At 69.9% G+C, this 23,034-nt stretch carries 22 protein-coding genes; 17 read left to right on the forward strand and 5 right to left on the reverse strand.

Features of this window, described 5'->3' with window-relative positions:
• Positions 1 to 3 precede the first annotated feature (3 nt).
• The 8 genes from flgK (at position 4) to H7694_RS03550 (ending at position 6,728) form a co-directional block, all read left to right on the forward strand.
• Positions 4 to 1,404 carry a flagellar hook-associated protein FlgK gene (gene flgK, locus H7694_RS03515; RefSeq protein WP_193598166.1) on the forward strand — a complete coding sequence of 467 codons (1,401 nt, stop codon included), beginning with the start codon at positions 4 to 6 and terminating at the stop codon, positions 1,402 to 1,404.
• Positions 1,405 to 1,414: 10 nt separating this feature from the next.
• Positions 1,415 to 2,296, forward strand: a complete 882-nt coding sequence (flgL, locus tag H7694_RS03520; RefSeq protein WP_193598167.1) for a flagellar hook-associated protein FlgL — start codon at positions 1,415 to 1,417, stop codon at positions 2,294 to 2,296.
• Positions 2,293 to 2,664: a flagellar assembly protein FliW gene (fliW, locus tag H7694_RS03525; RefSeq protein ID WP_193598168.1), complete on the forward strand. Its 372-nt coding sequence runs from the start codon at positions 2,293 to 2,295 to the stop codon at positions 2,662 to 2,664. The genes flgL and fliW overlap by 4 nt, the downstream gene beginning before the upstream one ends.
• Before the next feature lie 155 nt (positions 2,665 to 2,819).
• A complete protein-coding gene (gene tsaB / locus H7694_RS03530; RefSeq protein WP_193599052.1) occupies positions 2,820 to 3,407 on the forward strand; it encodes a tRNA (adenosine(37)-N6)-threonylcarbamoyltransferase complex dimerization subunit type 1 TsaB in 588 nt (195 codons plus the stop codon).
• Positions 3,404 to 4,006, forward strand: coding sequence for a ribosomal protein S18-alanine N-acetyltransferase (rimI, locus tag H7694_RS03535; RefSeq protein ID WP_193598169.1), 603 nt, complete (start codon positions 3,404 to 3,406; stop codon positions 4,004 to 4,006). The genes tsaB and rimI overlap by 4 nt, the downstream gene beginning before the upstream one ends.
• The gene (gene tsaD, locus H7694_RS03540) at positions 4,003 to 5,064 is read left to right on the forward strand and encodes a tRNA (adenosine(37)-N6)-threonylcarbamoyltransferase complex transferase subunit TsaD (protein ID WP_193598170.1); all 1,062 of its coding nucleotides are present in this window, start codon (positions 4,003 to 4,005) and stop codon (positions 5,062 to 5,064) included. The genes rimI and tsaD overlap by 4 nt, the downstream gene beginning before the upstream one ends.
• Entirely contained in the window at positions 5,061 to 5,501 is a 441-nt protein-coding gene (locus H7694_RS03545; protein ID WP_193598171.1) for a hypothetical protein, read from the forward strand. The genes tsaD and H7694_RS03545 overlap by 4 nt, the downstream gene beginning before the upstream one ends.
• Positions 5,502 to 5,504: 3 nt before the next feature.
• Positions 5,505 to 6,728 carry a hypothetical protein gene (locus H7694_RS03550; protein ID WP_193598172.1) on the forward strand — a complete coding sequence of 408 codons (1,224 nt, stop codon included), beginning with the start codon at positions 5,505 to 5,507 and terminating at the stop codon, positions 6,726 to 6,728.
• A gap of 15 nt (positions 6,729 to 6,743) precedes the next feature.
• Here the strand turns inward: H7694_RS03550 and H7694_RS03555 are convergent, their stop codons facing one another.
• Positions 6,744 to 8,117 (reverse strand): class I SAM-dependent methyltransferase, encoded by a 1,374-nt coding sequence (locus tag H7694_RS03555; RefSeq protein WP_227468265.1) that lies wholly within the window; start codon positions 8,115 to 8,117, stop codon positions 6,744 to 6,746.
• A 220-nt stretch (positions 8,118 to 8,337) separates the two neighbouring features.
• Here H7694_RS03555 and groES point away from each other — a divergent pair, with 220 nt between their 5' ends.
• The 3 genes from groES to H7694_RS03570 all read left to right on the forward strand — a co-directional run bounded on the left by groES (position 8,338) and on the right by H7694_RS03570 (position 11,063).
• Positions 8,338 to 8,634 (forward strand): co-chaperone GroES, encoded by a 297-nt coding sequence (gene groES / locus H7694_RS03560; RefSeq protein ID WP_099196502.1) that lies wholly within the window; start codon positions 8,338 to 8,340, stop codon positions 8,632 to 8,634.
• 123 nt (positions 8,635 to 8,757) lie between these two features.
• A complete protein-coding gene (rarD, locus tag H7694_RS03565) occupies positions 8,758 to 9,675 on the forward strand; it encodes an EamA family transporter RarD (protein ID WP_193598173.1) in 918 nt (305 codons plus the stop codon).
• A 113-nt stretch (positions 9,676 to 9,788) separates the two neighbouring features.
• Positions 9,789 to 11,063: an ABC transporter substrate-binding protein gene (locus H7694_RS03570; RefSeq protein ID WP_193598174.1), complete on the forward strand. Its 1,275-nt coding sequence runs from the start codon at positions 9,789 to 9,791 to the stop codon at positions 11,061 to 11,063.
• A 254-nt stretch (positions 11,064 to 11,317) separates the two neighbouring features.
• On the opposite strand, the gene H7694_RS03575 is transcribed toward H7694_RS03570, so the two are convergent.
• Genes H7694_RS03575 through H7694_RS03590 form a run of 4 tightly spaced genes read right to left on the reverse strand, consistent with a single transcriptional unit; the run spans position 11,318 to position 15,336 of the window.
• Positions 11,318 to 12,070, reverse strand: coding sequence for an ABC transporter ATP-binding protein (locus H7694_RS03575; protein WP_193599054.1), 753 nt, complete (start codon positions 12,068 to 12,070; stop codon positions 11,318 to 11,320).
• Positions 12,071 to 12,090: 20 nt separating this feature from the next.
• The gene (locus H7694_RS03580) at positions 12,091 to 13,032 is read right to left on the reverse strand and encodes an ABC transporter ATP-binding protein (protein ID WP_227468364.1); all 942 of its coding nucleotides are present in this window, start codon (positions 13,030 to 13,032) and stop codon (positions 12,091 to 12,093) included.
• A 52-nt stretch (positions 13,033 to 13,084) separates the two neighbouring features.
• Positions 13,085 to 14,062 (reverse strand): branched-chain amino acid ABC transporter permease, encoded by a 978-nt coding sequence (locus H7694_RS03585; RefSeq protein ID WP_193598176.1) that lies wholly within the window; start codon positions 14,060 to 14,062, stop codon positions 13,085 to 13,087.
• A 2-nt stretch (positions 14,063 to 14,064) separates the two neighbouring features.
• Positions 14,065 to 15,336: a branched-chain amino acid ABC transporter permease gene (locus tag H7694_RS03590; RefSeq protein ID WP_193599055.1), complete on the reverse strand. Its 1,272-nt coding sequence runs from the start codon at positions 15,334 to 15,336 to the stop codon at positions 14,065 to 14,067.
• Positions 15,337 to 15,686: 350 nt separating this feature from the next.
• Between H7694_RS03590 and guaB the strand changes: the two genes are divergently transcribed.
• The 6 genes from guaB (at position 15,687) to H7694_RS03620 (ending at position 22,991) form a co-directional block, all read left to right on the forward strand.
• A complete protein-coding gene (gene guaB / locus H7694_RS03595; RefSeq protein WP_193598177.1) occupies positions 15,687 to 17,189 on the forward strand; it encodes an IMP dehydrogenase in 1,503 nt (500 codons plus the stop codon).
• Between the two features lie 179 nt (positions 17,190 to 17,368).
• The gene (locus tag H7694_RS03600) at positions 17,369 to 17,644 is read left to right on the forward strand and encodes a DUF2277 domain-containing protein (RefSeq protein WP_193598178.1); all 276 of its coding nucleotides are present in this window, start codon (positions 17,369 to 17,371) and stop codon (positions 17,642 to 17,644) included.
• Between the two features lie 81 nt (positions 17,645 to 17,725).
• The gene (locus H7694_RS03605; RefSeq protein ID WP_193598179.1) at positions 17,726 to 18,277 is read left to right on the forward strand and encodes an OsmC family protein; all 552 of its coding nucleotides are present in this window, start codon (positions 17,726 to 17,728) and stop codon (positions 18,275 to 18,277) included.
• Between the two features lie 151 nt (positions 18,278 to 18,428).
• Entirely contained in the window at positions 18,429 to 19,784 is a 1,356-nt protein-coding gene (locus H7694_RS03610) for an MFS transporter (RefSeq protein WP_193598180.1), read from the forward strand.
• A complete protein-coding gene (locus tag H7694_RS03615) occupies positions 19,781 to 21,238 on the forward strand; it encodes a pyridoxal phosphate-dependent decarboxylase family protein (RefSeq protein WP_193598181.1) in 1,458 nt (485 codons plus the stop codon). Before H7694_RS03610 ends, H7694_RS03615 begins: the two co-directional genes overlap by 4 nt.
• A gap of 64 nt (positions 21,239 to 21,302) precedes the next feature.
• Positions 21,303 to 22,991 carry an ABC-F family ATP-binding cassette domain-containing protein gene (locus H7694_RS03620; RefSeq protein ID WP_193598182.1) on the forward strand — a complete coding sequence of 563 codons (1,689 nt, stop codon included), beginning with the start codon at positions 21,303 to 21,305 and terminating at the stop codon, positions 22,989 to 22,991.
• The last annotated feature ends 43 nt before the right edge of the window (positions 22,992 to 23,034 follow it).

Raw genomic sequence — 23,034 nt, forward strand, 5'->3', positions numbered from 1 at the left:
ATCTTGTCCACTTTCAGCGGAATCGGCACGGCGGCCAGCGCGCTCGCCGCCGCGCGGCGCGGCATGGACGTCGTCGGTCAGAACATCGCCAATCAGGCTACCGAGGGCTACAGCCGTCAGCGCGTGAGCACCTCGGCCATCGCGGCCGTGGCGCAGTCGGGGCGGTTCAGCATGGGCGCCCTTCCGGGGCACGGCGTCTCGGTCGACGGCATTCTGCGTCTGGGTGACGCGCTGCTCGACGCGCGCGTGCGCGACACGGCGGGGGCCGCCGGGTTCTGGTCGGCGCGCGCCCTGGCGGCGACGACCGCCGAGGCGGCGCTCGGCGAACCGGGGGAGCAGGGGCTGTCTGCGCGTCTGTCGGGCTTTTGGTCGGCCTGGCAGGACCTCGCCAACACCCCCGACTCGGGTGCCGCCGGAGCCGTGGTGATCGAGTCGGCGGAAGAGCTCGTCTCGCGCATCGGAACCGGCTACCGCGCCGTCGCGGCGCAGTGGTCCGACGGACGTGCCGCCGTCGACCGGAACGTGTCGCAGCTCAACGCCGCGGCCGAGCAGATCGCGGCACTCAACATCGACATCAGGGATGCGCTCGCCGCGGGAAGGTCGGCGAACGAGCTCGTCGACCGCCGGGATGCGCTCGCGCAGACCACCGCCCGCCTGGCCGGCACGCGAGCCACGGTCGAGACCGACGGCACCCTGACCGTGCGCCTGGACGGCAACGCCCTGGTCTCGGGTGGTGACGCGCGCGCGGTCTCGGTCTCGGGGCCGACTGCGCTCACCGACGGCGGGCAACTGACCGTGTCGTGGGCCGGGCCCGACGGGTTCGGCATCGCCGTCGACAGCGGTGAGCTCGGCGGCCTGCTGAGCACGCTCGCCCCGGATGGAACACTCGCCTCGCTCGCCGACTCGTTCAACGCCATCGCCGCCTCTCTTGCCGAGAAGGTGAATGCCCTGCACACCACGGGTGTGACGGCCGACGGGACGGACGGCGGCGACTTCTTCGCGATCTCGGCCGCAGGTCCTGCGGCCCTCGGACTGAGCACGGTCGTGCAGACGGCATCCGACATCGCCGCAGCCCGCCCCGATACGGGAGCGCACGACTCCGGGATCGCCGACGCGATCTCGCAGATCGGCCGCGCGCCCGACGGGCCGGATGCGAAGTGGACGGATGCCGTGGCACGCCTGGCCATTGGCACTGCGGGCGATGTGCAGCGCGCCCAGCTCTCGGAAGCGGCATCCGTGGCGGCCGTGGGCGCCCAGCGCTCGGTCGCCGGGGTGGACGGCGACGAGGAGACCATCAACCTGCTCACCTACCAGACTGCTTACCAGGCCGCCGCGCGCGTGCTGACAGCCATCGACGAATCGCTCGACGTGCTCATCAATCGCACCGGCATCGTGGGTCGATAGGAGGATGACGATGATCTCGCGAGTGACGTCGACATCGATGACGCAGTCGGCCATGCGCCAGCTGCAGGTGAATCTGTCGGAACTGTCGCGGCTGCAGGAGAAGGCGATCTCGCAGCGCGCCTTCCTCTCTCCCTCGGAGGACCCGTCCGCGGCGACGACCACGCTGCGCCTGCACGGCGAGCAGCGCCGCACCGAGCAGTACGCCCGCAACATCGACGACGGCCTGGCGTGGCTCACGACCGCAGACTCGGCGATTGCCGGCGCCACCGCGCTGCTGAGCCGTGTTCGCAGCCTCACGGTGCAGGGCGCGAACGACGGTGCGTTGGACGCCACCGCCAAGGAGGCCATCGCGGTCGAGCTGGAGGGCATCCGCGACGAGATGCTGGCGACAGCCAACCGCACGGTGCTGGGCCGCTTCGTCTTCGCCGGCACCTCCGACACCCCCGCGTTCGCCGCGGACTACAGCCACAGCGGCGTCGCCGGATCCGAGGTGCTTCGGCGCGTATCCGACGAGGCGTCGATCCGGGTGGATGCCGACGGTGCGGCCGTCTTCGGTACCGGTGACGACTCGGTGTTCGCACTGATCACCGGCATCGTCGAAGACCTGCGCATGGGCGTGAACGTAGGTGCGCGGCTCAGCGAGATCGATGAGCGGCGCACCGCTATGCTCAGTGCCCAGGGTGCAGTGGGCGTGCGGCAGCTGCAGATGGAACGCGCGAAGGAGGCGATCGTGGACAGCTCGGTCTCGCTCGAGGCGCGCCGCGCCGCGGTAGAGGATGTGGATTCTGTGGAGATCCTCGTGCAGCTGAAGGCCCAGGAGCTGGTGTACCAGTCGTCGCTGTCGGTGACCGCTCGCGTGCTGCAGCCGTCGCTGATGGAATTCCTGCGATGAGCGCTGTGCTCGACTTCGTGGCGCCGCCGCCGGGCTTCGCCCCGCACACGCGCTTCGCCCTCACACCGGTCGACGGTGCCGACGGGCTGTTCGCCCTCGATGCGCTCGATGACGACGCTCTGCGCCTGTTCCTGGTCGATCCGAAATCGGTGGTCGCCGACTACGCGCCGACGCTGTCGGACGAGCATGTCGACGAACTGGGGCTCGCCGCTCCCGATGACGCGCTGCTGCTCGTGGTCGTCAGCCGCGGCGCCGACGGTGTGCACGTGAACCTGCTGGCGCCGATCGTCGCGAACCTGCGCACCGGCGTCGCCGCGCAGGTCATCCTCGACGGGCAGGATCTGCCCCTTCGCGCCGCGCTCGGGTGACGTGCGGCACCCGTCCGGTGGGCGGTCGCTGTTCGCGCATGCCGCCCCCAGACGCCGATTGACCTCCGGGGCGGATCTTCGCGCAATCTTGAGCGAGAGTTCAGCGCGTACCGGGGATGCGGCTTCCGCAGCCGCACGACGACTACCCTGAAGAGGTGATCCTCGCCGTCGACACCTCTCTGGGAACGGCCGTCGCCGTCATCGACGCCGACGGGCGCACCGTCGCCGAGGCGTCCACTCCCGACCCGCTCGGCCACGCCGAGGTCATCGGCGATTTGCTCGCCCAGATCGCGCGCCCCGGCATCACCCACGTCGTCGCCGGCATGGGACCCGGTCCCTTCACAGGGCTGCGGATCGGCATCGCCGCCGCGCGCACGTTCGCGCTCGGCCGCGGCATCCCGGTCGTCGCCGTGCCGAGCCACTACGCGATCGCGCTGGACGCCGGCGTGACGGGACAGTTCGCGGTGGTCACCGACGCGCGCCGCCGCGAGATCGCGGTCAGCGTCTTCGACGGGAGGGATGCCGACGGCATCCCGCAGCTGCGCATCCCCACCCGCCTCGAGAAGCGCGGCAGCGAGATCGCCGAGCCGGTCGTCGAGGCGCTCGAGCTGTCGGCTGCGGCCCTCGCCCGTGTCGGGGCCCGTGCGATCGCCGCAGGACGAGTCCTCGCCGATGCCGAGCCCCTGTACCTGCGCTCGCCGGATGTCGTGCAGCCCGGCGCACCGAAGCGGGTGAGCGCATGACCCTGCGCATCGCGGTGCTCGCCGACCTTCCCGCGATCATGGAGCTCGAACGGCGCAGCTTCCCCTCGGACGCGTGGAGCGAGCAGACCATGGGCACCGAGCTCACCAGCACCCACAGCCACTACCTCGTCGACGACGAGGACGGACGCATCGTCGGGTACGGCGGGCTGCGTGCCCTGCCGGGTGGAGCGGATGCCGACATCCAGACCATCGCGCTCGACGAGGCGGTGCGCGGGCGCGGGAGGGGCCGCGCCCTGCTGCGCGCGCTCATCGCCGAGGCCGTGAGCCGCGGGGCGAAGGAGCTGTTCCTCGAGGTGCGCGCCGACAACCCCGTCGCCACCGGGCTGTACGAGTCGGAGGGCTTCACCGAGCTGGGCCGCCGCCCGCGGTACTACCAGCCCGACGACGTGGATGCCGTGGTCATGCGCCTCGACCTGCGCGCCTGGATTGCTGAGGGCTCGCACGGTGCGCAGGAGAACGCACGACCTGAAGGAGCGGATGCCGAAAAGGCTCCTGCGGATCGTGCGAACTCCTTCGAATCGCGCGGCGGGGATCCGACGAACCGGGCACAGGATGCCGCGGGGGAGGAGCGCGCATGACCGGAGAGCCTCTGGTGCTGGGCATCGAGACCAGCTGCGATGAGACCGGCATCGGCATCGTGCGCGGCCGAACGCTGCTGTCGAACACGATCGCGTCGAGCATGGATGAGCACGCCCGCTACGGCGGCGTGGTGCCCGAGGTCGCCGCGCGGGCACACCTCGAGGCGCTGCAGCCCTCGATCGAGCGCGCGCTCGCCGAGGCGCAGGTGACGCTCGACGAGCTGGATGCCATCGCCGTCACGAGCGGTCCGGGTCTGGCCGGCGCGCTGATGGTCGGTGTCGGCGCGGCCAAGGGCCTGGCGGTGTCGCTGGACAAGCCGCTGTACGCGGTGAACCACCTCGTCGGGCACATCGCGGCCGACATCCTCGACGCCGATGCCGAGCCGCTGGAGTATCCGACGATCGCGCTGCTGGTCAGCGGCGGGCACACCTCTCTGCTGCACGTGCGTGATCTCACCACCGACGTCGAGCTGCTCGGCGAGACGATCGACGATGCGGCGGGCGAGGCCTTCGACAAGGTCGCGCGCCTGCTCGGGCTGCCGTACCCCGGCGGTCCGCAGATCGACCGGGCGGCGGTCGACGGCGACCCGAAGGCGATCCGCTTTCCGCGCGGCCTGTCCAAAGCATCCGACCTGGAGAAGCACCGCTACGATTTCTCGTTCTCGGGGCTGAAGACGGCCGTCGCCCGCTGGGTGGAGCGTGCCGAGGAGAACGGCGAGCAGATTCCGGTCGCCGATGTGGCCGCGAGCTTCCGTGAGGCCGTCGTCGACGTGCTCGTCACGAAGGCGCTCGCAGCCTGTGCGGATCGGGGCGTGCCGCGCCTGCTGCTGGGCGGCGGCGTGATCGCGAACCGGCGTCTGCGAGAGGTGGCGATCGAGCGGGCGGCCGCGGCGGGAGTCACCGTGCGCATCCCGCCGCTGTCGCTGTGTACCGACAACGGTGCCATGATCGCCGGACTCGCGGCCGAGCTGATCGTCGGCGGACGCGGCGCATCGACGCTCGCCTTCGGCGCCGACTCGACTCTTCCCGTCACCGAGATCCAGGTGAGCCCGGCATGACCGATCCGCGCAGCGACGAGCCCACCCCCGAAGTCGAGAGACCGGGGGAGTCGGCGGGTCTGCCTGGCGCGTCATATGGGTACGGCAGGCTGCCCACCGGGCCGGTGCCGGTGGACCAGACCCACCGTCAGCAGGACGACGACGAGCCCGTCGAGCGTCGCTGGTCGCCGTCGCAGTCGGAGGAGCCGCCCGCGGACGACTCGCGGCTGGCGCCGTGGGCGCTGTTCGCGGCCATCGTCGCGCTTGCGACGTCGATGTTCGTCGGGTGGGGCGTGCCGGTGGCGGTCGTCGCGGTGATCGCCGCGATCATGTCGCTGCGACGACCGATCGAGAATCGCGCGGTCGCCATGTGGGCGCTCGTGCTGGGGCTGTGCGCGACGCTGTTCAGCACGGGGTGGCTGATCTGGGCGGCGATGCAGTTCGAGAGACTGGGGTGACGGATGCTGAATGCCGACGAGGCTGCACGACGACGTGAGCTTCAACTCCGGGCCTTCGCGCCCGGCGGTCGGCTGAGCGCCGACGAGACCGCTGAGCTCCAGTCCCTGGAGCGCCGCAACACCCCGCGCTGGGATGCTGAGGCTCTCGAAGCACCCGGCTCTACAGGTGGCGACAACCGCTGGGATGCTGAGGCTCTCGAAGCACCCAGCGCAGCTGGATCCGACAACAGCTGGGATGCTGAGCCTGTCGAAGCACCCAGCGCAGCTGAATCTGCCAACAGCTGGGTTGCTGAGGCTCTCGAAGCACCCAGCGCCCCCAAGCGTGCGCCCTGGGGCCCTTCGACAGGCTCAGGGACCCAAGGTGAGACGGGCCCTTCGAGAGCCTCAGGGCCCCAAGCCGACCGCCCCCGCCGGCTCCACGCCCGCTGGGTGCTGCCTCTCGTCGCCGTCCTCGCCGTGTTCGTCGGCCTCGGCGCCGGCTGGCTGGCGTTCGAACGAGACGCCATCCTGCCCGGGATGACCGCCGAGCAGCAGGAGACGCTGACGGGTCTCGAGGCGTCGGGAACCCTCGATCCCGGTTCGGTGCGACTGCTCGGATCGAAGCACGGGGCCGACGTCTGGGAGGCGACGCGCGACGAGGGCGCGTTGACCTGCCTCGTCCTGACGAAGACCCCCGCGCAGCAGTCGCACGCGTGCGACGAGTGGCGCGACGACGGCGCGGGACTCGGCGTCCAGACCAGTCTGAGCTTCGAGGAGGACGGCGAGCAGTTCATGGTCTGGGCCGTGCTCGTCGAGAACATCGACGGCGAGCGCGTCGCCATCATTCAGCGCCAGAGCTCGGACGAGACCTGGGACTGGCGGTCGCAGTACACCGAGAGCGAGCTGGCCGTCGTCGACCAACTCGAGGCAGGCGGATTCGACGGCGAATGGCTGCAGCTCGTCGGCTACGACGGCGAACAGCCCATCTGGGTGCATCAGGCCGAGCGCGGCTGCGTGCTCGTGGTGCAGAACGACGGCACCATCGCCCAGGAGTGCAGCGAGGCGATCCTCGACATCGACCAGACCATCGACCTGGCTCTGCCCGGCGTCACCTACAGCGTCCGCAACACCGCCAACCGCGGCATGACGCTGACGATCGTCCGCACCCCCGGGATCGACGCGGTGCGCTGCGACACCGAGACCGGAACGTGCGAGTCGATCGACGATAAGACCGGCGAAGTGGAGTGAACCGGGCCGGCCGGCTCAGGCCCGGTCGGCGAGGATCGCGATGCGGCCGGCCGCGGTGCGGGTGAGGATGAGCGTGGCCTCCTGAGAGCCTTTCAATGACAGCTTCTTCCGGAAAGCCGCCGGGTCGATGTCCATGCCGCGCTTCTTGATCTCCAGGCGTCCGATGTCGTGAGCCCGCAGGGCGGTGCTGATCGTCTTCGCGTGCGCGGGCATCGTCTCGCGCACCCGGAACGACTGCACGAACGGGCTCGTCACCGCGGCATCCCCGGTGAGGTAGGCGATCTGCTCGTCGAGCATGCCTGCATCCAGCATCCGTCCCGCATCGCCGATCAGCCGCGCGCGGATCACCGCGCCGTCGGGCTCGTGAAGGAAGGCGCCGAGAGGGCGGACCGGCACGTCTTCGGCATCCGCCGGAGCGGTCAGCTCGTGCGTCTGGCCGCCGTGCACGACGAGGGCGGCCCGGCGCACGCCCTCGCGGGCGAGCGCGCCGCTCCACAGCACGAGCTCGACGACGCTGCCGTCGGCGCTCACCCACTGCGCCTCGACGTCGTCGGGGATGAGGTCGCGGTCCAGTCCCGGGCCGAGCTTGATACCCGCCGGATGCCGCCGCGCGACCTCGAAACACCAGTCCAGCGACGGAGACCAGTCGGATGCCGTCAGCCGGCGGGTCTCGCTGTGCCCCGCCGTGCGCCGCGCCGGATCCAGCCACACTGCCTGCGCCTGGGTCCCCGAGCGCGGCTGGGTCCCTGAGGCTCTCGAAGGGTCCTCGTTCTCTGCTTCGCCGGGTGCTTCGAGAGCCTCAGCAACCCAGCCAGTGTTGCGTGCTTCGCTCCCCACGCCCCACTCCACCGGCCGCTTCGCGTCCGCCGGAGCCTCCGAGGCGCGTGGGCCCGACTCAGCAACCCAGCTGGCCGGGAGGTTGTCCTCGGCGAAACCCTGACGCACGGCGACGTCGTCGCCGAAGGGTGCGAGGTTGTACGCCGCGATGCCAGCGGTGACGGCATCGGCATCCACCGCGGTGACCTCGAGACCCGCGGCGGCGAACGCCAGGCTGTCGCCGCCGATCCCGCAGCCCAGGTCCGAGACCGCGGTGATCCCGGACCGCCGCATCCGCACGGCGTGCAGCGTCGCGATGTTCAGCCGGGTGGCCTGTTCGAGGCCCGCCCGGGTGAACAGCATCCGATCGGCGAATTCGCCGAACTTGGCACGCGCCTTCACCCGCAGATGCGCCTGGCCGACGACGGCCGAGACGAGGTCGGGGGAGTGCCCGGCCGCCCGCAGCCGTGACACCGCGCGGGCGACGTCGGCCGAGGTCTCGACGGAGCCGGTCTCGTCGAGCAGGGTCAGGCCCTCGCGCGTGAGCAGGGCGGTCAACTCGGACATCTCCACCACCCCAGCCTATGGGCCGCACTTCACCTTCGCGGGGCCCATCTGGCCGCCTCCCCGCGCAGGAGGCCGCCACTCGGGACCCGCGAAGCATGGGGAACGGCGACGATGGCTGGCACTCGCATTGCATGAGTGCCAGCGCTCCGCTTAGACTGGCATTAGCACCCTCGGTGTGAGAGTGCTAACAGTCTTCTGATCTCAGTCACGAAAGAAGAGGTACACCGTGTCGGTTTCCATCAAGCCGCTCGAGGACCGCATCGTCATCCAGCAGGTCGAGGCAGAGCAGACCACCGCAAGTGGTCTGGTCATCCCCGACACCGCCAAGGAGAAGCCCCAGGAGGGCCAGGTCGTGGCTGTGGGCCCCGGCCGCATCGACGACAACGGCAACCGCGTTCCGCTCGACGTCGCCGTGGGCGACCGCGTGCTCTACAGCAAGTACGGCGGCACCGAGGTCAAGTTCGGCGCCGACGAGTACCTCGTGCTCTCGGCCCGCGACGTCCTCGCGGTCGTCGTCCGCTGACACCTCTGAACCCGGATCGGGTTCACGAAAGGGCCCGGATGCCTCGGCATCCGGGCCCTTCGTCGTCCCGTCGACCCGCCGCGCTCGGTCCGCGCACCGCGCCGCGGCCACTAGGCTGACTCGGTGACCACGAAGACCGCAGGCGTCGCCGCCACCGTCGGCGCCTACCTGCTGTGGGGCGTGCTGCCGCTGTACTTCCTCGCCCTCGTGCCCACCGGCCCCTGGGAGGTCGTGGCCTGGCGGGTGCTGCTGTCGTTCGTCTTCTGTCTCATCCTGCTCACGGTGATGCGCGGCTGGGGCGCTCTCGGCGTGATCGTCCGGCAGCCGCGGCTGCTGGGCTGGACTGCCGTGGCCGGCGTGCTCATCTACGTCAACTGGCAGGTGTTCCTCATCGGCACGCTGACCGGCCACGTCATCGAGACGAGCCTCGGATACTTCATCAACCCGATCTTCACGGTCGTGCTCGGCGTGCTCGTGCTGCGCGAGCGCATCAGCCGGCTGCAGTTGGTCGCGATCGGCATCGCCGCGATCGCCGTGATCGTCATCATCGTCGCGTACGGGCAGTTCCCGTGGATCGCCCTGTCGCTCACCGCCTCGTTCGGCATCTACGGCCTGGTGAAGAAGCGCATCGGCGCGGCGGTGGATGCCGTTAGCGGACTCACGCTGGAATCCTTCTGGCTCATCCCGATCGCCGTGGTCACGCTGATCGTCGTCGCGCAGACCGACGCCGCCGGCATCACCTTCGGCGCAGTGTCGGTACCGCACACCCTGCTGGTCGCCGGCGCCGGCATCGCCACAGCGGTGCCGCTGCTGCTGTTCGCCGCCGGGACGCGGCGCATCGACCTGAGCCTGGTCGGCATGTTCCAGTTCATCACCCCGGTGATGCAGTTCCTCGTCGGCTGGGCGCTGCTGCGCGAGCCGATGCCCGCCGAGCGGTGGATCGGATTCGCCCTCGTCTGGTGCGCGATCATCGTCTTCGTCGTGGATCTGCTGACCAGCCGCAGGCGCGGTCGGCGTGGGATGCCGTCCGAGCTGGTGTGACACCGGATCGTTAGGCGACCGAGACACGCAGGATGCCCCCGGAAGCATCCGAGCCAATAGGGTAAGAGGCACCCGAAGGTGGTTATCCACGTTCAGTTACGCAAGGGAGCAACATGAACGCATTGAAGGGCTCGCGACCCGCGAGAATCTTCGCCGGTCTGGCGCTGGTCAGCGCCTCCGCACTCGTCGTCGCAGGCTGCAGCAGCACACCTGCTGAGGAGCCGAGCGACGGCGGCAACGACAAGCCTGCCGCCGACCTCACCCTCAAGCTCGGATCGCTGCTGCCGCAGACCGGTTCGCTGGCCTTCCTCGGCCCCCCCATGCAATCCGGCGTCGGACTCGCGGTGCAGGAGATCAACGAGGCCGAGGCGGGCATCACCGTCGAGATGAACTCTCAGGACGAGGGCGACAGCGACACCAAGGCATACGAGACCTCGATCACGACGCTGCAGAACTCGGGCGTCTCGGGCATCGTCGGTGCCGCGGCATCCGGTGTGTCGAAGATCATCCTCGACGGCAACGTCGCCAAGGGGATCATCACCATCTCGCCGTCGAACACGTCGCCTGACTTCACCAAGCTCGCCGAGGACGGCGTCACGAAGGGCCTGTACTTCCGCACCGCCCCGAGCGACCTGCTGCAGGGCGAGGTGCTCGGAAACCTCATCTCCGAGGACGGGCACAAGACGCTGGGCATCATCTTCCAGAACGACCCGTACGGCACCGGTCTGCGTGACGCGATCCAGGCGACCTTCGAGGGCGCCGGCGGCACCGTCGTCGCCACCGCGGGCTTCAACGTCGGTGACGCGCAGTTCGACGCACAGGTCGAGACCATCAAGGCCGAGAACCCCGACGCCGTCGCGATCGTCTCGTTCGACCAGTTCAAGACCATCGCGCCGCTGCTGGTGAACGCCGGCATCACGGCCGACAAGTTCTACATGGTCGACGGCAACGTCTCCGACTACGGCACCGAGATCCCGGTCTCGCTCGAGGGCGCCCAGGGCACCCGCCCCGGTCCCGCGCTCGCGGACGACTTCACCGACCGTCTGCAGGAGTACTGGACCGGTCAGGGCAACGCCGAGGTGAAGGACTTCACGTACGCGGCTGAGGCCTACGACGCGGTCGTCCTGATGGCGCTCGCCTCGCTGGCGTCGGGCTCGACCGACGGCGCCGACATGGCCGAGAAGATGCAGGAGGTCTCGGGCGGATCCGGCGACGGCGAGGCCTGCACGAGCTTCGCCGACTGCGCGAAGATCATCAACGACGGCGGCACGGCCGACTACAACGGCTACTCCGGCGACGTGACCTTCAACGAGTTCGGCGACCCGCAGGGCGCCGCGATCGGTGTCTACCAGTACGACGCCGAGAACCACTACAAGCGCACCCAGTGATCGCGTAGAAAGGGCTCCGGATGCCACAGCATCCGGAGCCCTTTCGCCTACCCGTCGGCGGCCCCGCCGCCGCCGTGCGCCGTCGCCGTACCTACGCCGCTGTACCTCCGCCGAAACCCCTCGTGCATGCCGAGACCCCTCGTGATTCACGCGAATCACGAGGGGTCTCGGCAGTGGTGAGGGGTTTCGGCGATAGTGCTGCCGGACACAGGAGAGGGGCGGATGCCGTCGGCATCCGCCCCTCTCTTCCCGCGTCAGGCGGCGTCCTGGCCCAGCGTTCCCAGGTACAGGCCGATGACCTTCGGGTCCTCGAGCAGCTCGCGGCCGGTGCCCTCGTAGGCATCGCGGCCCTGGTCGAGCACGTAGCCGCGGTCGCAGATCTGCAGGCACCGGCGGGCGTTCTGCTCGACCATGATGGTCGTCACGCCCGCCTTGTTGATGTCGGAGACGCGGATGAACGCGTCATCCTGACGCACCGGCGACAGGCCGGCCGAGGGCTCGTCGAGCAGCAGTACCGACGGATCCATCATGAGCGCCCGCGACATCGCGACCATCTGGCGCTCACCGCCCGACAGCGAGCCCGCGCGCTGCTTGAGGCGCTTGCCCAGCTCGGCGAAGATGCCGGTGACGAACTCAAGCCGCTCCTCGTACGCCTTCGGCTTCTGGTACAGGCCCATCTGCAGGTTCTCCTCGATGGTGAGCGAGGGGAACACGTTGTTGGTCTGCGGCACAAAGCCCACACCGCGCTGCACGAGCTTGTCGGCCTTGAGCCCGACGATGCTCTCGCCGTTGACGGTGATGTCGCCCTGGCGCACCTGCACGAGCCCGAAGATCGCCTTGAGCAGGGTCGACTTGCCGGCGCCGTTGGGGCCGATGATGCCGATCAGCTCGCCCTTGCGCGCGACGAGATGGGCGCCGTTGAGGATGTTCACGCCCGGCAGGTAGCCGGCGTGCACGTCGGTCAGCTCGACGACCACCTCGCCCTTGGGCGTGGGTTCCGTCGGCATCCCGGTGCTCTGTGCGTCGGTCATGGCCTGTCCTCCTCGTCGAGCTCGGCTTCCGCCTCGGCGTCGATCTTCTCCCGGATGCGGGTCGCATGCGTCTCGGACATGACCGGGATGCGGCCGGTGACCGCGCCCAGGTCGACGTCCTGGTGGGCGCCGAGGTAGGCGTCCACGACGGCCGGGTCCTCCATGACCGTCCCGGGCGGGCCCTCGGCGACCACCCGGCCCTCGGCCATGACGACGACCCAGTCGGCGATGTGGCGCACCATGTGCATGTCGTGCTCGACGAACAGCACCGTCATGCCGCGGTCCTTGAGACCGAGGATGTGATCCAGCAGCGACTGCGTGAGCGCGGGGTTCACGCCGGCCATCGGCTCATCGAGCATGACCAGCGTGGGGTCGCTCATCAGCGCCCGCGCCATCTCGAGCAGCTTGCGCTGACCGCCCGACAGCGACGCGGCGAAGTCGGATTCCTTGGCGTCGAGCTTGAAGCGCGTGAGCAGCTCGCGCGCCTTGTCCTCGATCTGCTTCTCCTGCGTGCGCCAGAGGAAGGGGAACAGGCTCTGCCAGAACCCCTCGCCGACCTGGTGCGGGGCGCCGAGCTTCATGTTCTCGAGCACCGACAGCAGCGACAGCGACTTGGTGAGCTGGAACGTGCGCACCTGCCCCATCCGGGCGACCTTGAACGAGGGGACCCCGGCCAGGTTCGTGCCGTCGAACGACCAGGTGCCTGCGTTGGGCTTGTCGAAGCCGCACAGCAGGTTGAACAGCGTCGTCTTGCCGGCGCCGTTGGGGCCGATCAGCGCCGTGATGGCGCCGCGCGGGATCTCGAGGTGATCGACGTCGACGGCGATGAGACCGCCGAAGCGCCGCTCGACGCCGTCCGCGATGAGGATCGGGTCGACCTTGGGTACGCCGGGTGCGGCGGGTCCCTTGGCGAGACCGGTGGTCTTCGGGCGGCGGATGCTGCCGGGCGGCGTCTGCTCGACCGGCGTGGCCCCCTCTTCGGGAAGGTTCTCAGTGGACAAAGGTCATCTCTCTCTTGTCGCCGAGCAGGCCCTGCGGCCGGAAGATCACCAGCAGCATCAGGGCGAGCCCCACCAGCACGAAGCGGATCGTGCCGGCCTGGCTGTCAGACATGGGCAGCACCCCGGCATCCGCCAGGGCGGGGAGCAGGTTGCCGAGGAACGCGAAGACGATCCAGAACAGCACCGCACCGAGCGTCGGGCCGAAGACCGTCGCCGCGCCGCCGAGCAGCAGGATCGTCCACAGGAAGAAGGTCAGCGACGTCGAGTAGCTGCTGGGGACGACCGCCGAGGGGAGGACGAACACGATGCCGCCCGCCGCGCCGATCACGCCGCCGACGACCAGCGACTGCATCTTGTAGGCGAAGACGTTCTTGCCCAGCGAGCGCACCGCGTCCTCGTCCTCGCGGATGCCCTTGAGCACGCGGCCCCAGGGGCTGCGCATGAGTGACCAGACCAGCAGCAGTGACAGTGCCAGCACGCCGATGCCGAACACGCGGTTCCACAGGTCGTTCTGGTTCATCGTCCACGGGCCGAAGCCGTAGGTGCCCTCGGGGAACGGGTTCGCCGAGCGGAACCCGCCGTGGTACCCCGCCAGACCGCCGGCCGAGTTGGTCCACTTGTGCAGCACCTCGGTGGTGAACAGCAGGCGCACGATCTCGCCGGCCGCGATGGTCGCGATGGCGAGATAGTCGGCCCGCAGTCGCAGGGTCGGGATGCCGAGCAGCAGGGCGAACAGTGCCCCGCCCATCAGGCCGATCAGCATGCCGAGCCACCAGGGCAGGCCGAAGCTGAGGACCGAGATCGCGTAGCCGTACGCGCCGACGGCCATGAACGCGGCCATACCGAAGTTCAGCAGGCCGGCGTAGCCGAAGTGCACGGCAAGACCGGTGGCGGCCAGGGCGTACGCGATGGTCACCGGGCTGAACAGATAGACCGCGGTGTTGTCGAGAATGCTCAAGATGTCCATGGTCAGCCCAGCCTCTCCTTGCGCCCGAAGATGCCCTGCGGACGCACCAGCAGGATGATGATCAGCGCGATCAGGGCGCTGGCGTACTTCAGATCGGACGGGATCCACAGCGTGGAAACCTCGACCACGATGCCGACGATCAGCGAGCCGATGATGGCGCCGAACGCGGTGCCGAGACCTCCGAGGGTCATTGCGCAGAAGATCAGCAGCAGCATCCCGGTGCCCATGTCCCACTTCACACCGGGGCGGAAGTACGCCCACAGGATGCCGGAGATCGCGGCGAGTCCGCCGGCGAGGATCCACACCAGGCGGATGACCTTGTCGACGTCGATGCCGGTCGCCGAGGCGAGCTGCGGGTTGTCCGAGATCGCCCTGGTCGCCTTGCCGATCCGCGTGCGGGTGAGGAACAGCCCGACCGCGATGATGACCACGAGGCTCACGCTCATGCTGATCACGTCGATGTACGACAGTGAGATCGGCCCGAGCTGGAACGGCTCGGGGCTCGCGCCGGGCAGCTGATGGGTGCCGCCGCCGATGATGTACTGGAACACGTAGCGCAGCGTGAGCGAGAGGCCGATGCTGACGATCATCAGCGGCACCACGCTCATCCCGCGTCGTCGCAGCGGCGCCCAGAGACTGACATCCAGCCCCCAGCCCAGCGCCAGGCCGCCGATGATCGCGGCCAGCAGACCCACCCAGAGCGGCAGGTCCCACCACGTGGTGAACACCAGCGTGATCAGCCCGCCCCAGGTGACCATCTCGGCGTGGGCGAAGTTGCCCAGCCGGGTCGTGCCGTAGATGAGCGCGGCGCCCATGGAGGCCAGGGCCAGCAACAGGCCGAAGTTCACGCCGTTCACCGTGCGCGAGAGCAGCTGCTCCCAGATCGACTCGGTGATGCGCTCGCCCTCGCCCAGGAACAGGTTCACGATCTTCGTGCCCGTCAGCCCGAACTCGGCCTCGAACGAGCCGCTCGTGCCCTGCACGGCGACCACGCCCTGCGGCAGCTGCTCCGCGTCGACGATCACGCCCTCGGGCAGCGTGTCCTCGTCGACCGAGATGGTGTACTTCTCCTTCTCGGGAACGTAGAGGCGCCACTTGCCCTCGGCATCCGTCTCCGTCTCACCCTCGAAGCCGTTGCCCTCCACTGACAGGACCACGCCTTCGACCGGTTGATCGTCGAAGGTGATGTTCCCGCCGAAGTAGAAGTCGGTCACTTCCTGGCCGTCGTCTGTTGTCTCGGCCCAGGCGGTTCCGGCTGGTATGCCCAGCACCATGAGTGCTGCCGCCAGCGCTGCGAGCAGCGCAATGAGCGCGCTTCGGGATCGCCGAAGCGTCGTTGATCTGAGTCCCACGCATCCTCCACATCGAGTGCCCTCGAACGAGCCTCGGGGAGCCGTTCGGGTGATGGACGTCGCTCTGAGCGTAGCTCCCAGGTGGCCGGAATCGCACCATCCGTGTCCTGATCGCAATGCCGGGAGTGTCGGGGACAGGCCGCTCAAGGAATATCCGCAGGTTGTTCGCGCTTAGAATCAGTACACGACGGACACCGCTCCCGTCCCGGCTGCAGTCGTCCACGCGCACTCGTCATTCGATCGCGCCATCCGGCGCAGAGGAGCCAGATTTCATGCAGCAGCACGACCCCTTCGGATTCGTCGGACTCACTTACGATGATGTGCTGCTGCTCCCGGGGCATACCGACGTCATCCCCAGCGAGGCCGACACCTCCTCGCGCATCACCCGCCGCATCTCGGTCGCGACGCCGCTGCTCTCGAGCGCCATGGACACCGTCACCGAGGCGCGCATGGCGATCGCCATGGCACGCGAGGGCGGCATCGGCATCCTGCACCGCAATCTCTCCATCGCCGACCAGGCCGCGCAGGTCGACCGGGTCAAGCGCAGCGAGTCGGGCATGATCACCGACCCGATCACCACCACCGCCGATGCCACCGTCGAAGAGGTCGACAACCTCTGCGCGAAGTACCGCATCTCGGGGCTGCCGGTCGTCGACGACGAGGGCCGCCTGGTGGGCATCATCACCAACCGCGACATGCGCTTCGTGTCGGGCTTCGAGCGCCAGACCACCCTGGTCAAGGACGTCATGACCAGCGAGAACCTCGTCACCGCCCCGGTGGGCGTGGCCGCGGGCGAGGTCATCTCGCTGTTCGCCCGCCACCGTGTCGAGAAGCTGCCGCTCATCGATGAGAACGGCAAGCTCGCCGGCCTCATCACCATCAAGGACTTCGACAAGAGCGAGAAGTACCCGCTCGCCACCAAGGACGACCAGGGCCGCCTGCGCGTCGGCGCCGCCATCGGATTCTTCGGTGACGCGTGGGAGCGCGCGGAGGCGCTGCGCGACGCGGGTGTGGACGTGCTCGTCGTCGACACCGCCAACGGTCAGTCGGCCGGCGTGATCGAGCTCGTCAAGCGGCTCAAGGCCGACCCGACGTTCGAGCACATCGATGTCATCGGCGGCAACGTCGCCACCCGCGAAGGCGCCCAGGCGCTCGTCGACGCGGGCGTGGATGCCGTCAAGGTCGGCGTGGGCCCCGGCTCGATCTGCACCACCCGCGTGGTCGCCGGCGTCGGCGTGCCGCAGGTCACCGCCGTGTACGAGGCGTCGCTGGCCGCAGGCCCGGCCGGCATCCCGGTCATCGCCGACGGCGGACTGCAGTACTCGGGCGACATCGCCAAGGCGCTGGTCGCTGGAGCGGATGCCGTCATGCTGGGCTCGCTGCTGGCGGGCACCGACGAGTCGCCGGGCGAGATCGTCTTCCAGTCGGGCAAGCAGTTCAAGCAATACCGCGGCATGGGCTCGCTCGGTGCGATGCAGACCCGCGGCAAGCAGACCTCGTACTCGAAGGACCGCTACTTCCAGGCCGACGTGCCCAGCGACGACAAGCTGATCCCCGAGGGCATCGAGGGCCAGGTGCCCTACCGCGGCCCGCTGTCGGCCGTCGCGTACCAGCTGATCGGCGGCCTGCGTCAGTCAATGTTCTACGTCGGCGCGCGCACCATCGAAGAGCTCAAGCAGCGCGGCCGCTTCGTGCGCATCACCGCGGCGGGCCTGAAGGAGTCTCACCCGCACGACGTGCAGATCGTCGTCGAGGCGCCCAACTACAAGAAGTGAGCTGAGGGGCTACCAGCCCGCTGCCCGGATTCATCCGGCGTAGGACATCGCGCGAGGGTAGGACGAGAACCGGAGTTCTCGTCCTACCCTCGCGCTTTCTCCTACCTCGGGTGAATCGGTGGGGGCCGGGGATGCCGGTGGGGTTCCGGATGCCGCGGGCGCGGCGTACGGTGAACGGCATGTGCCGCAGCATCCACACCCTTCACAACTTCGAGCCGGCCGCGACCGATGACGAGGTGCACGCCGCCGCCCTGCAGTACGTGCGCAAGATCGCCGGGACGACCAAGCCGTCGAAGGCGAACCAGGAGGCCTTCGATCGCGCCGTCGCCGAGATCGCGCACGCCACGCAGCACCTGCTGAGCGACCTGGTGGCCACGCGGCCGCCGAAGAACCGCGAGGAGGAGGCCGAGAAGGCGCGTGCCCGTGCGGTGGCATCCGGACGGTACGCCGCCTGAGTGTTGCACTCCGTGACGATGTGTTGCGGGGCATGACGCCGCCGCGTGCGCGGCATCCGGTTCGGCGATTACGGTCGCCGCATGACTCTTCTCACCGACCAGATCCCCGCCATCGCCGACGTCACCGCCGACGAGCGCGCGCAGCGGCTCACCGAGGCCGGCACGGCCTGGAACGAGCGCATCGCCCGTGACGCCTCGGCCGCCCAGCTCACCTACAAGGTCACCGGCCGCGGCGTCGGCTCGGTGGGCACCGAGATCCGCGCCGGCAAGCACCGCTTCCTCGTCGATGAGCCCGCCGGCCTCGCGGGCGACGATGCAGCCGCGAGCCCCGTCGAGTACGCGCTGGGCGCCCTGATCTCGTGCCAGGTCGTGGTGTTCCGCCTCTACGCCCAGGCGCTGGGGCTCACCATCGACGATATCGAGGTGACCGCCGAGGGCGACCTCGACGTGCGCAAGCTGTTCGGCATCGACGAGTCCGGTCGCGCCGGCTTCCACGATGTGCGGGTGAAGGTCGACATCACCGGCCCGAACACCGCCGAGGAGTACGAGCGGCTGCGCGTCGTCGTCGAGGAGCACTGCCCGGTGCTCGACCTATTCGCCAACACCGTCCCCACCTCCGGCTCGCTCGTCTGACGCGCGCCGCGCGCACTCTCCCGTTCGCGGGTCCCATCCGGCGGCCTCACCACCCCGTGAGGCCGCCATTCGGGACCCGCGAACTGCTGCGTGCGGGCATGGCATCTCGGCGTCGCCGAGCCCGTCGGTACCCGCCGCTAGAGCGAGCGGCATGCATTCAGGGTCGAATTCGCTGTCGCGCGGCGACGTCACGCGCTACGCGATCGGTTCGCTCGGAACCGGCGGCTTCGCCACGCTCCCGGGCCTCGTCCTCGTCTACTACCTCACCGACTCGCTGGGCGTGACCGCGCTCGCCGCGGGCGCCATCGTCACGGCGGCGAAGGTGTGGGACGTGCTGATCGACCCGGTCATCGGCGGGCTCAGCGACCGCGCCCTGGCACGCACCGGCAGCCGCCGCGGCCCGATGCTCATCGGCGGGATCGGATTGCCCATCGCCTTCGTGCTCACGTTCGCCGTGCCCGCCTCGTTCGGCCCGGTGCCCGCGGCGATCTGGGTGCTCATCGCCTTCATGCTCGCGGCGACGTTCTTCAGCCTGTTCCAAGTGCCCTACATCGCCCTGCCCGCCGAGCTGACCGACGACTACCGCGAGCGCACCCGGCTGCTCACCTGGCGGGTCGTCGTGCTGACCGTCGCGATCCTGCTCTTCGGCGCCGGCGGCCCCGAGCTGCGCGCCCTGTTCCCCGACGACCCGCTGCTCGGCTACCTCGTCATGGCGGCGGTCGCGGCCGTCGTCCTCGGCGCGGGGCTGCTGATCTCGTCGACCGTCGCGCCGCGGCGTCCGCTGCTGCCGGTGCAGCCCGGTTCGTCGATCGCGCAGCATTACCGCGACGGGATCGTGGTGCTGCGCGAGAGCCAGCCGTTCCGGGCGCTGCTGATCACGTTCATGCTGCAGGGGCTCGCCACGGGCCTGATGCTCGCCGCCGCGCAGTACGTCGCGCGCTGGGTGCTCGATGACGAGTCGGCCGTCACCCAGCTGTTCGTCGCACTGATCGCCCCGGCTCTGCTCGTGGCACCGGTGTGGAAGATGATCGCCGACCGGGTGGGCAAGGAGCGCGCCTTCCGCATGGCGACCGCGCCGTTCCTGCTCGCCACGATCATCCTCGCCGGGATGGTGTGGGTGCCGGGCTGGTGGATCGTCGCACCGGTCGCCCTCGCCGGCGCGGCCTACGCGGGGATGCAGACCCTGCCGATGGCGATGCTGCCCGATGTGATCGCGTTCCACCGGACCGCATCCGGTGGCGACGGCCGCTCGGGCATCTTCGGCGGCGTCTGGACCGCGGCCGAGACCACCGGGATGGCGCTCGGCGGCACGGTGCTCACGATCGTGCTGGCCGTCACCGGCTACGTCGAGACCACGGCGGGCCGCGTGGTCGACCAGCCGGATGCCGCCGTCACGGGGATCGCGGTGGCGTTCAGCATCCTGCCCGCCGTGCTCATGCTGATCAGCCTGCTCACGCTGTCGCGCTACCGCCTGCGCGAGCACGACATCACGGGCACCGCGGCATGACGGCGTCCGGACCCGCCGAGATCCTCGACCGGCTGCGCGCCCTGCGCGCCGGCGATGCGCCGACGCACGGCGGGCGGGTGCTGTCGTACGTGTACGACTCCGGCCGCGAGGATCTCGACGAACTGGCGGATGCCGCAGCGCGCCTCGCCCGTCCGCTGAACGGGCTCGACCCGACCGTCTTCCCCTCGATCGCGGCGATGGAGCGCGATCTGATCGGCTTCACCCGGCGGATGCTGCACGGCGGCCGCGGTGTCGCCGGCTCGGTGACCAGCGGCGGGACGGAGAGCTGCCTGCTGGCGGTGAAGACCGCGCGCGATCTCTGGCGGCAACGGCATCCGGATGCCGGAAGACCGCGGCTGGTGACCGCGACGACCGTGCACGCGGCGTTCCAGAAGGCCGCGCAGCTGTTCGACCTGGAGTGGGATCCGGTGCCGTGCGGCACCGACGGTGCCGTGGTCGCGGAGGATGTGATCGCCCGCCTCGACGACGACGTCGCGCTCGTCGTCGTCTCGGCGCCCGCCTACCCGAGCGGTGCGCTCGACCCGGTCGCCGCGGTCGCCGGCGCCGCCGCGGACCGCGACCTCTCCTGTCACGTCGACGCGTGCTTCGGCGGCTTCGTGCTGCCATGGTGGCCGGGGCTCGCCGCGTGGGACTTCCGCGTGCGCGGGGTGACCAGCATCTCGGCCGACCTGCACAAGTACGGCTACGCGCCCAAGGGCGTCTCGGTGCTGCTGCACCGCACCCGCCGCCGGCATCGCGCGCAGTTCTTCGCGACCACCCGCTGGCCCGGGTATCCGGTCGTGAACCCGACCCTGCTCGGATCGCGGTCGGCCTCGCCGCTGGCCGCCGCCTGGGCGATCACCCAGCACCTCGGCGCCGACGGGTACGCAGAGCTGACAGCGGCGATCCACCGCGTCGCCGTGGCTGTGCGGGATGCCGTGGACGGCATCCCGGGGCTTGCCGTGATGGGCGACCCCGCAGGACCCGCGATCGCCCTCGTCGCCGACACCGCCGTGCTGCCCGCCGAGCAGATCGATCCGCATCGGCTCGCCGACGAGCTCACGACCCACGGGTGGCGCATCCAGCACCAGCCCGGATTCACCCAGGCGGACGGAGTGCGGATGCCGCCCAGCGCGCACCTGACCCTGACCCCCGTCCTCGAACACGGTGTCGCGGAGTTCACGCGGGCGCTGCGCGCAGCATCCGACGCGGTGCGAGGCCGCCCGCCCGCCCGAGTCCGCACCCTGCTGACGGGCATGCGGCTGCTCGGCTACGGCGAGGGCGGCCGGGTGCCGGGGCCGAAGGCCGCGTGGCGACTGCTGCGGCTGGCCGGTGCCGACCACGTGTCGGCCGAGCAGCCGATGGCCGCGCTCATGGCGCTGATCGAGCAGCTTCCGGCGCCGGTCGCCGAGACGCTGCTCACCGAGCTGCTCGCCCGCATCTCCGAACCCTGAGCCGCCCGGTCACTGATAGTCTGGTCGGCTCGCTTCACTACGGTGCGGGCGGAAGGATCCCACCGTGGGCTACATCGACGTCAGCGCCATCGCGCTGACCCTCCCTGACGGGCGGCCGCTTCTCGACGAGGTGACGTTCCGCGTCGGCGCCGGCTCCACCAGCGCCCTCATCGGCCCGAACGGCGCCGGCAAATCCACCATGCTGCGGATCATCCGCGGCGACCTCGCACCCGATTCGGGGGCCGTCACGATCGACGGCTCGCTCGGCGTCATGGACCAGTTCGTCGGCCACGGGGATTCAGGCACGACCGTGCACGACCTGCTGATCCGGGTGGCGCCGGCGCGGATCCGTGCGACTGCCGAGGCACTGGATGCCGCCGAGAACGCGCTCATCGAGGATGACACCGAGCGCACGCAGATGCGCTACGCGACCGCGATCGCCGAGTACGCCGATGCGGGCGGGTACGAGCACGAGACGGTGTGGGATCAGTGCACGGTCGCCGCCCTCGGCATCCCGTTCGATCGGGCGCGCTTCCGCGACCTCGACACGCTCTCCGGCGGCGAGCAGAAGCGGCTCGCGCTGGAGGCGCTGCTGCGCGGACCCGACGACGTGCTGCTGCTGGACGAGCCCGACAACTACCTCGACGTGCCCGGCAAGCGGTGGCTCGAGCAGCGCCTGCGCGAGACGCCGAAGACCGTGCTGCTCGTCTCGCACGACCGCGAGCTGCTCGCCCGAGCCGCCGACCGCATCATCACTCTCGAGATCGGGGGAGCGGGCGCGAACGCCTGGGTGCACGGGGGTGGTTTCGGCACCTATCATCGAGCGCGCGAGGAGCGCATGGACCGGCTCGACGAGCTGCGCCGCCGCTGGGACGAGCAACACGAGAAGCTGAAGAAGCTCGTGGCGACGTTGAAGGTGAAGGCCGCAGCCAACGACGGCTTCGCCTCGCGGTACCGCGCGGCGCAGACGCGACTGCGCTGGTTCGAAGAGGCGGGGCCGCCCGAGGAGCGTCCGCCCGCTCAGGACTTCGACATGCGGCTGCGCGGTGCGCGCACCGGCAAGCGCGCCGTGGTGTGCACCGGACTCGAGCTGACCGGGCTGATGAAGCCGTTCGACGCGGAGATCTGGTTCGGCGACCGGGTCGCCGTGCTCGGCTCGAACGGCTCGGGCAAGTCGCACTTCCTGCGGCTGCTGGCGGGCGGCGGCAGCGACCCCGACGTCACCCTCGGGCACCTCACCGAGGCGGCCGGGATGCTGGAGCCGGTCGCGCACACCGGCAGCGCCACCCTCGGCGCGCGCGTCGTGCCGGGTCTGTTCGCGCAGACCCATGCGCATCCGGAGTTCGCGGGGCGCACGCTGCTCGAGATCCTGCACCGCGGTGACGACCGGCGGGCCGGGATGCCGAGGGATGCGGCCAGCTCGGCGCTGGACCGGTACGGGCTGGTGCGCCAGGCGCAGCAGGAGTTCGATCTGCTGTCCGGGGGACAGCAGGCGCGGTTCCAGGTGCTGCTGCTCGAGCTGAGCGGCGCGACCCTGCTGCTGCTCGACGAGCCGACCGACAACCTCGACCTCGAGTCGGCCGAGGCTCTCGAACAGGCGATCGCCCGCTTCGAGGGCACGGTCGTCGCGGTCACGCACGACCGCTGGTTCGCGCGCTCGTTCGACCGGTTCCTCGTGTTCGGGCAGGACGGCGAGGTGTACGAGTCGGATGCGCCGGTGTGGGACGAGAGGCGGGTCGCCCGCGCTCGGTGACGGGTCTGTCGTTTCGCCGGGCGTAGGCGATTCGGCGGGCGTA

It is taken from the genome of Microbacterium sp. YJN-G, from assembly GCF_015040615.1.
Taxonomy (GTDB): Bacteria; Actinomycetota; Actinomycetes; order Actinomycetales; family Microbacteriaceae; genus Microbacterium.

What these genes read in the sequence shown, in the direction of transcription:
- flgL (WP_193598167.1), top strand. Translation starts at nt 1,415, where the DNA reads ATGATCTCGCGAGTGACGTCGACATCGATGACGCAGTCGGCCATGCGC.
- fliW (WP_193598168.1), top strand. Translation starts at nt 2,293, where the DNA reads ATGAGCGCTGTGCTCGACTTCGTGGCGCCGCCGCCGGGCTTCGCCCCG.
- rimI (WP_193598169.1), top strand. Translation starts at nt 3,404, where the DNA reads ATGACCCTGCGCATCGCGGTGCTCGCCGACCTTCCCGCGATCATGGAG.
- tsaD (WP_193598170.1), top strand. Translation starts at nt 4,003, where the DNA reads ATGACCGGAGAGCCTCTGGTGCTGGGCATCGAGACCAGCTGCGATGAG.
- H7694_RS03545 (WP_193598171.1), top strand. Translation starts at nt 5,061, where the DNA reads ATGACCGATCCGCGCAGCGACGAGCCCACCCCCGAAGTCGAGAGACCG.
- H7694_RS03550 (WP_193598172.1), top strand. Translation starts at nt 5,505, where the DNA reads ATGCTGAATGCCGACGAGGCTGCACGACGACGTGAGCTTCAACTCCGG.
- H7694_RS03570 (WP_193598174.1), top strand. Translation starts at nt 9,789, where the DNA reads ATGAACGCATTGAAGGGCTCGCGACCCGCGAGAATCTTCGCCGGTCTG.
- H7694_RS03575 (WP_193599054.1), bottom strand. Translation starts at nt 12,070, where the DNA reads ATGCCGACGGAACCCACGCCCAAGGGCGAGGTGGTCGTCGAGCTGACC.
- H7694_RS03585 (WP_193598176.1), bottom strand. Translation starts at nt 14,062, where the DNA reads ATGGACATCTTGAGCATTCTCGACAACACCGCGGTCTATCTGTTCAGC.
- H7694_RS03590 (WP_193599055.1), bottom strand. Translation starts at nt 15,336, where the DNA reads ATGGTGCTGGGCATACCAGCCGGAACCGCCTGGGCCGAGACAACAGAC.
- guaB (WP_193598177.1), top strand. Translation starts at nt 15,687, where the DNA reads ATGCAGCAGCACGACCCCTTCGGATTCGTCGGACTCACTTACGATGAT.
- H7694_RS03600 (WP_193598178.1), top strand. Translation starts at nt 17,369, where the DNA reads ATGTGCCGCAGCATCCACACCCTTCACAACTTCGAGCCGGCCGCGACC.
- H7694_RS03605 (WP_193598179.1), top strand. Translation starts at nt 17,726, where the DNA reads ATGACTCTTCTCACCGACCAGATCCCCGCCATCGCCGACGTCACCGCC.
- H7694_RS03610 (WP_193598180.1), top strand. Translation starts at nt 18,429, where the DNA reads ATGCATTCAGGGTCGAATTCGCTGTCGCGCGGCGACGTCACGCGCTAC.
- H7694_RS03615 (WP_193598181.1), top strand. Translation starts at nt 19,781, where the DNA reads ATGACGGCGTCCGGACCCGCCGAGATCCTCGACCGGCTGCGCGCCCTG.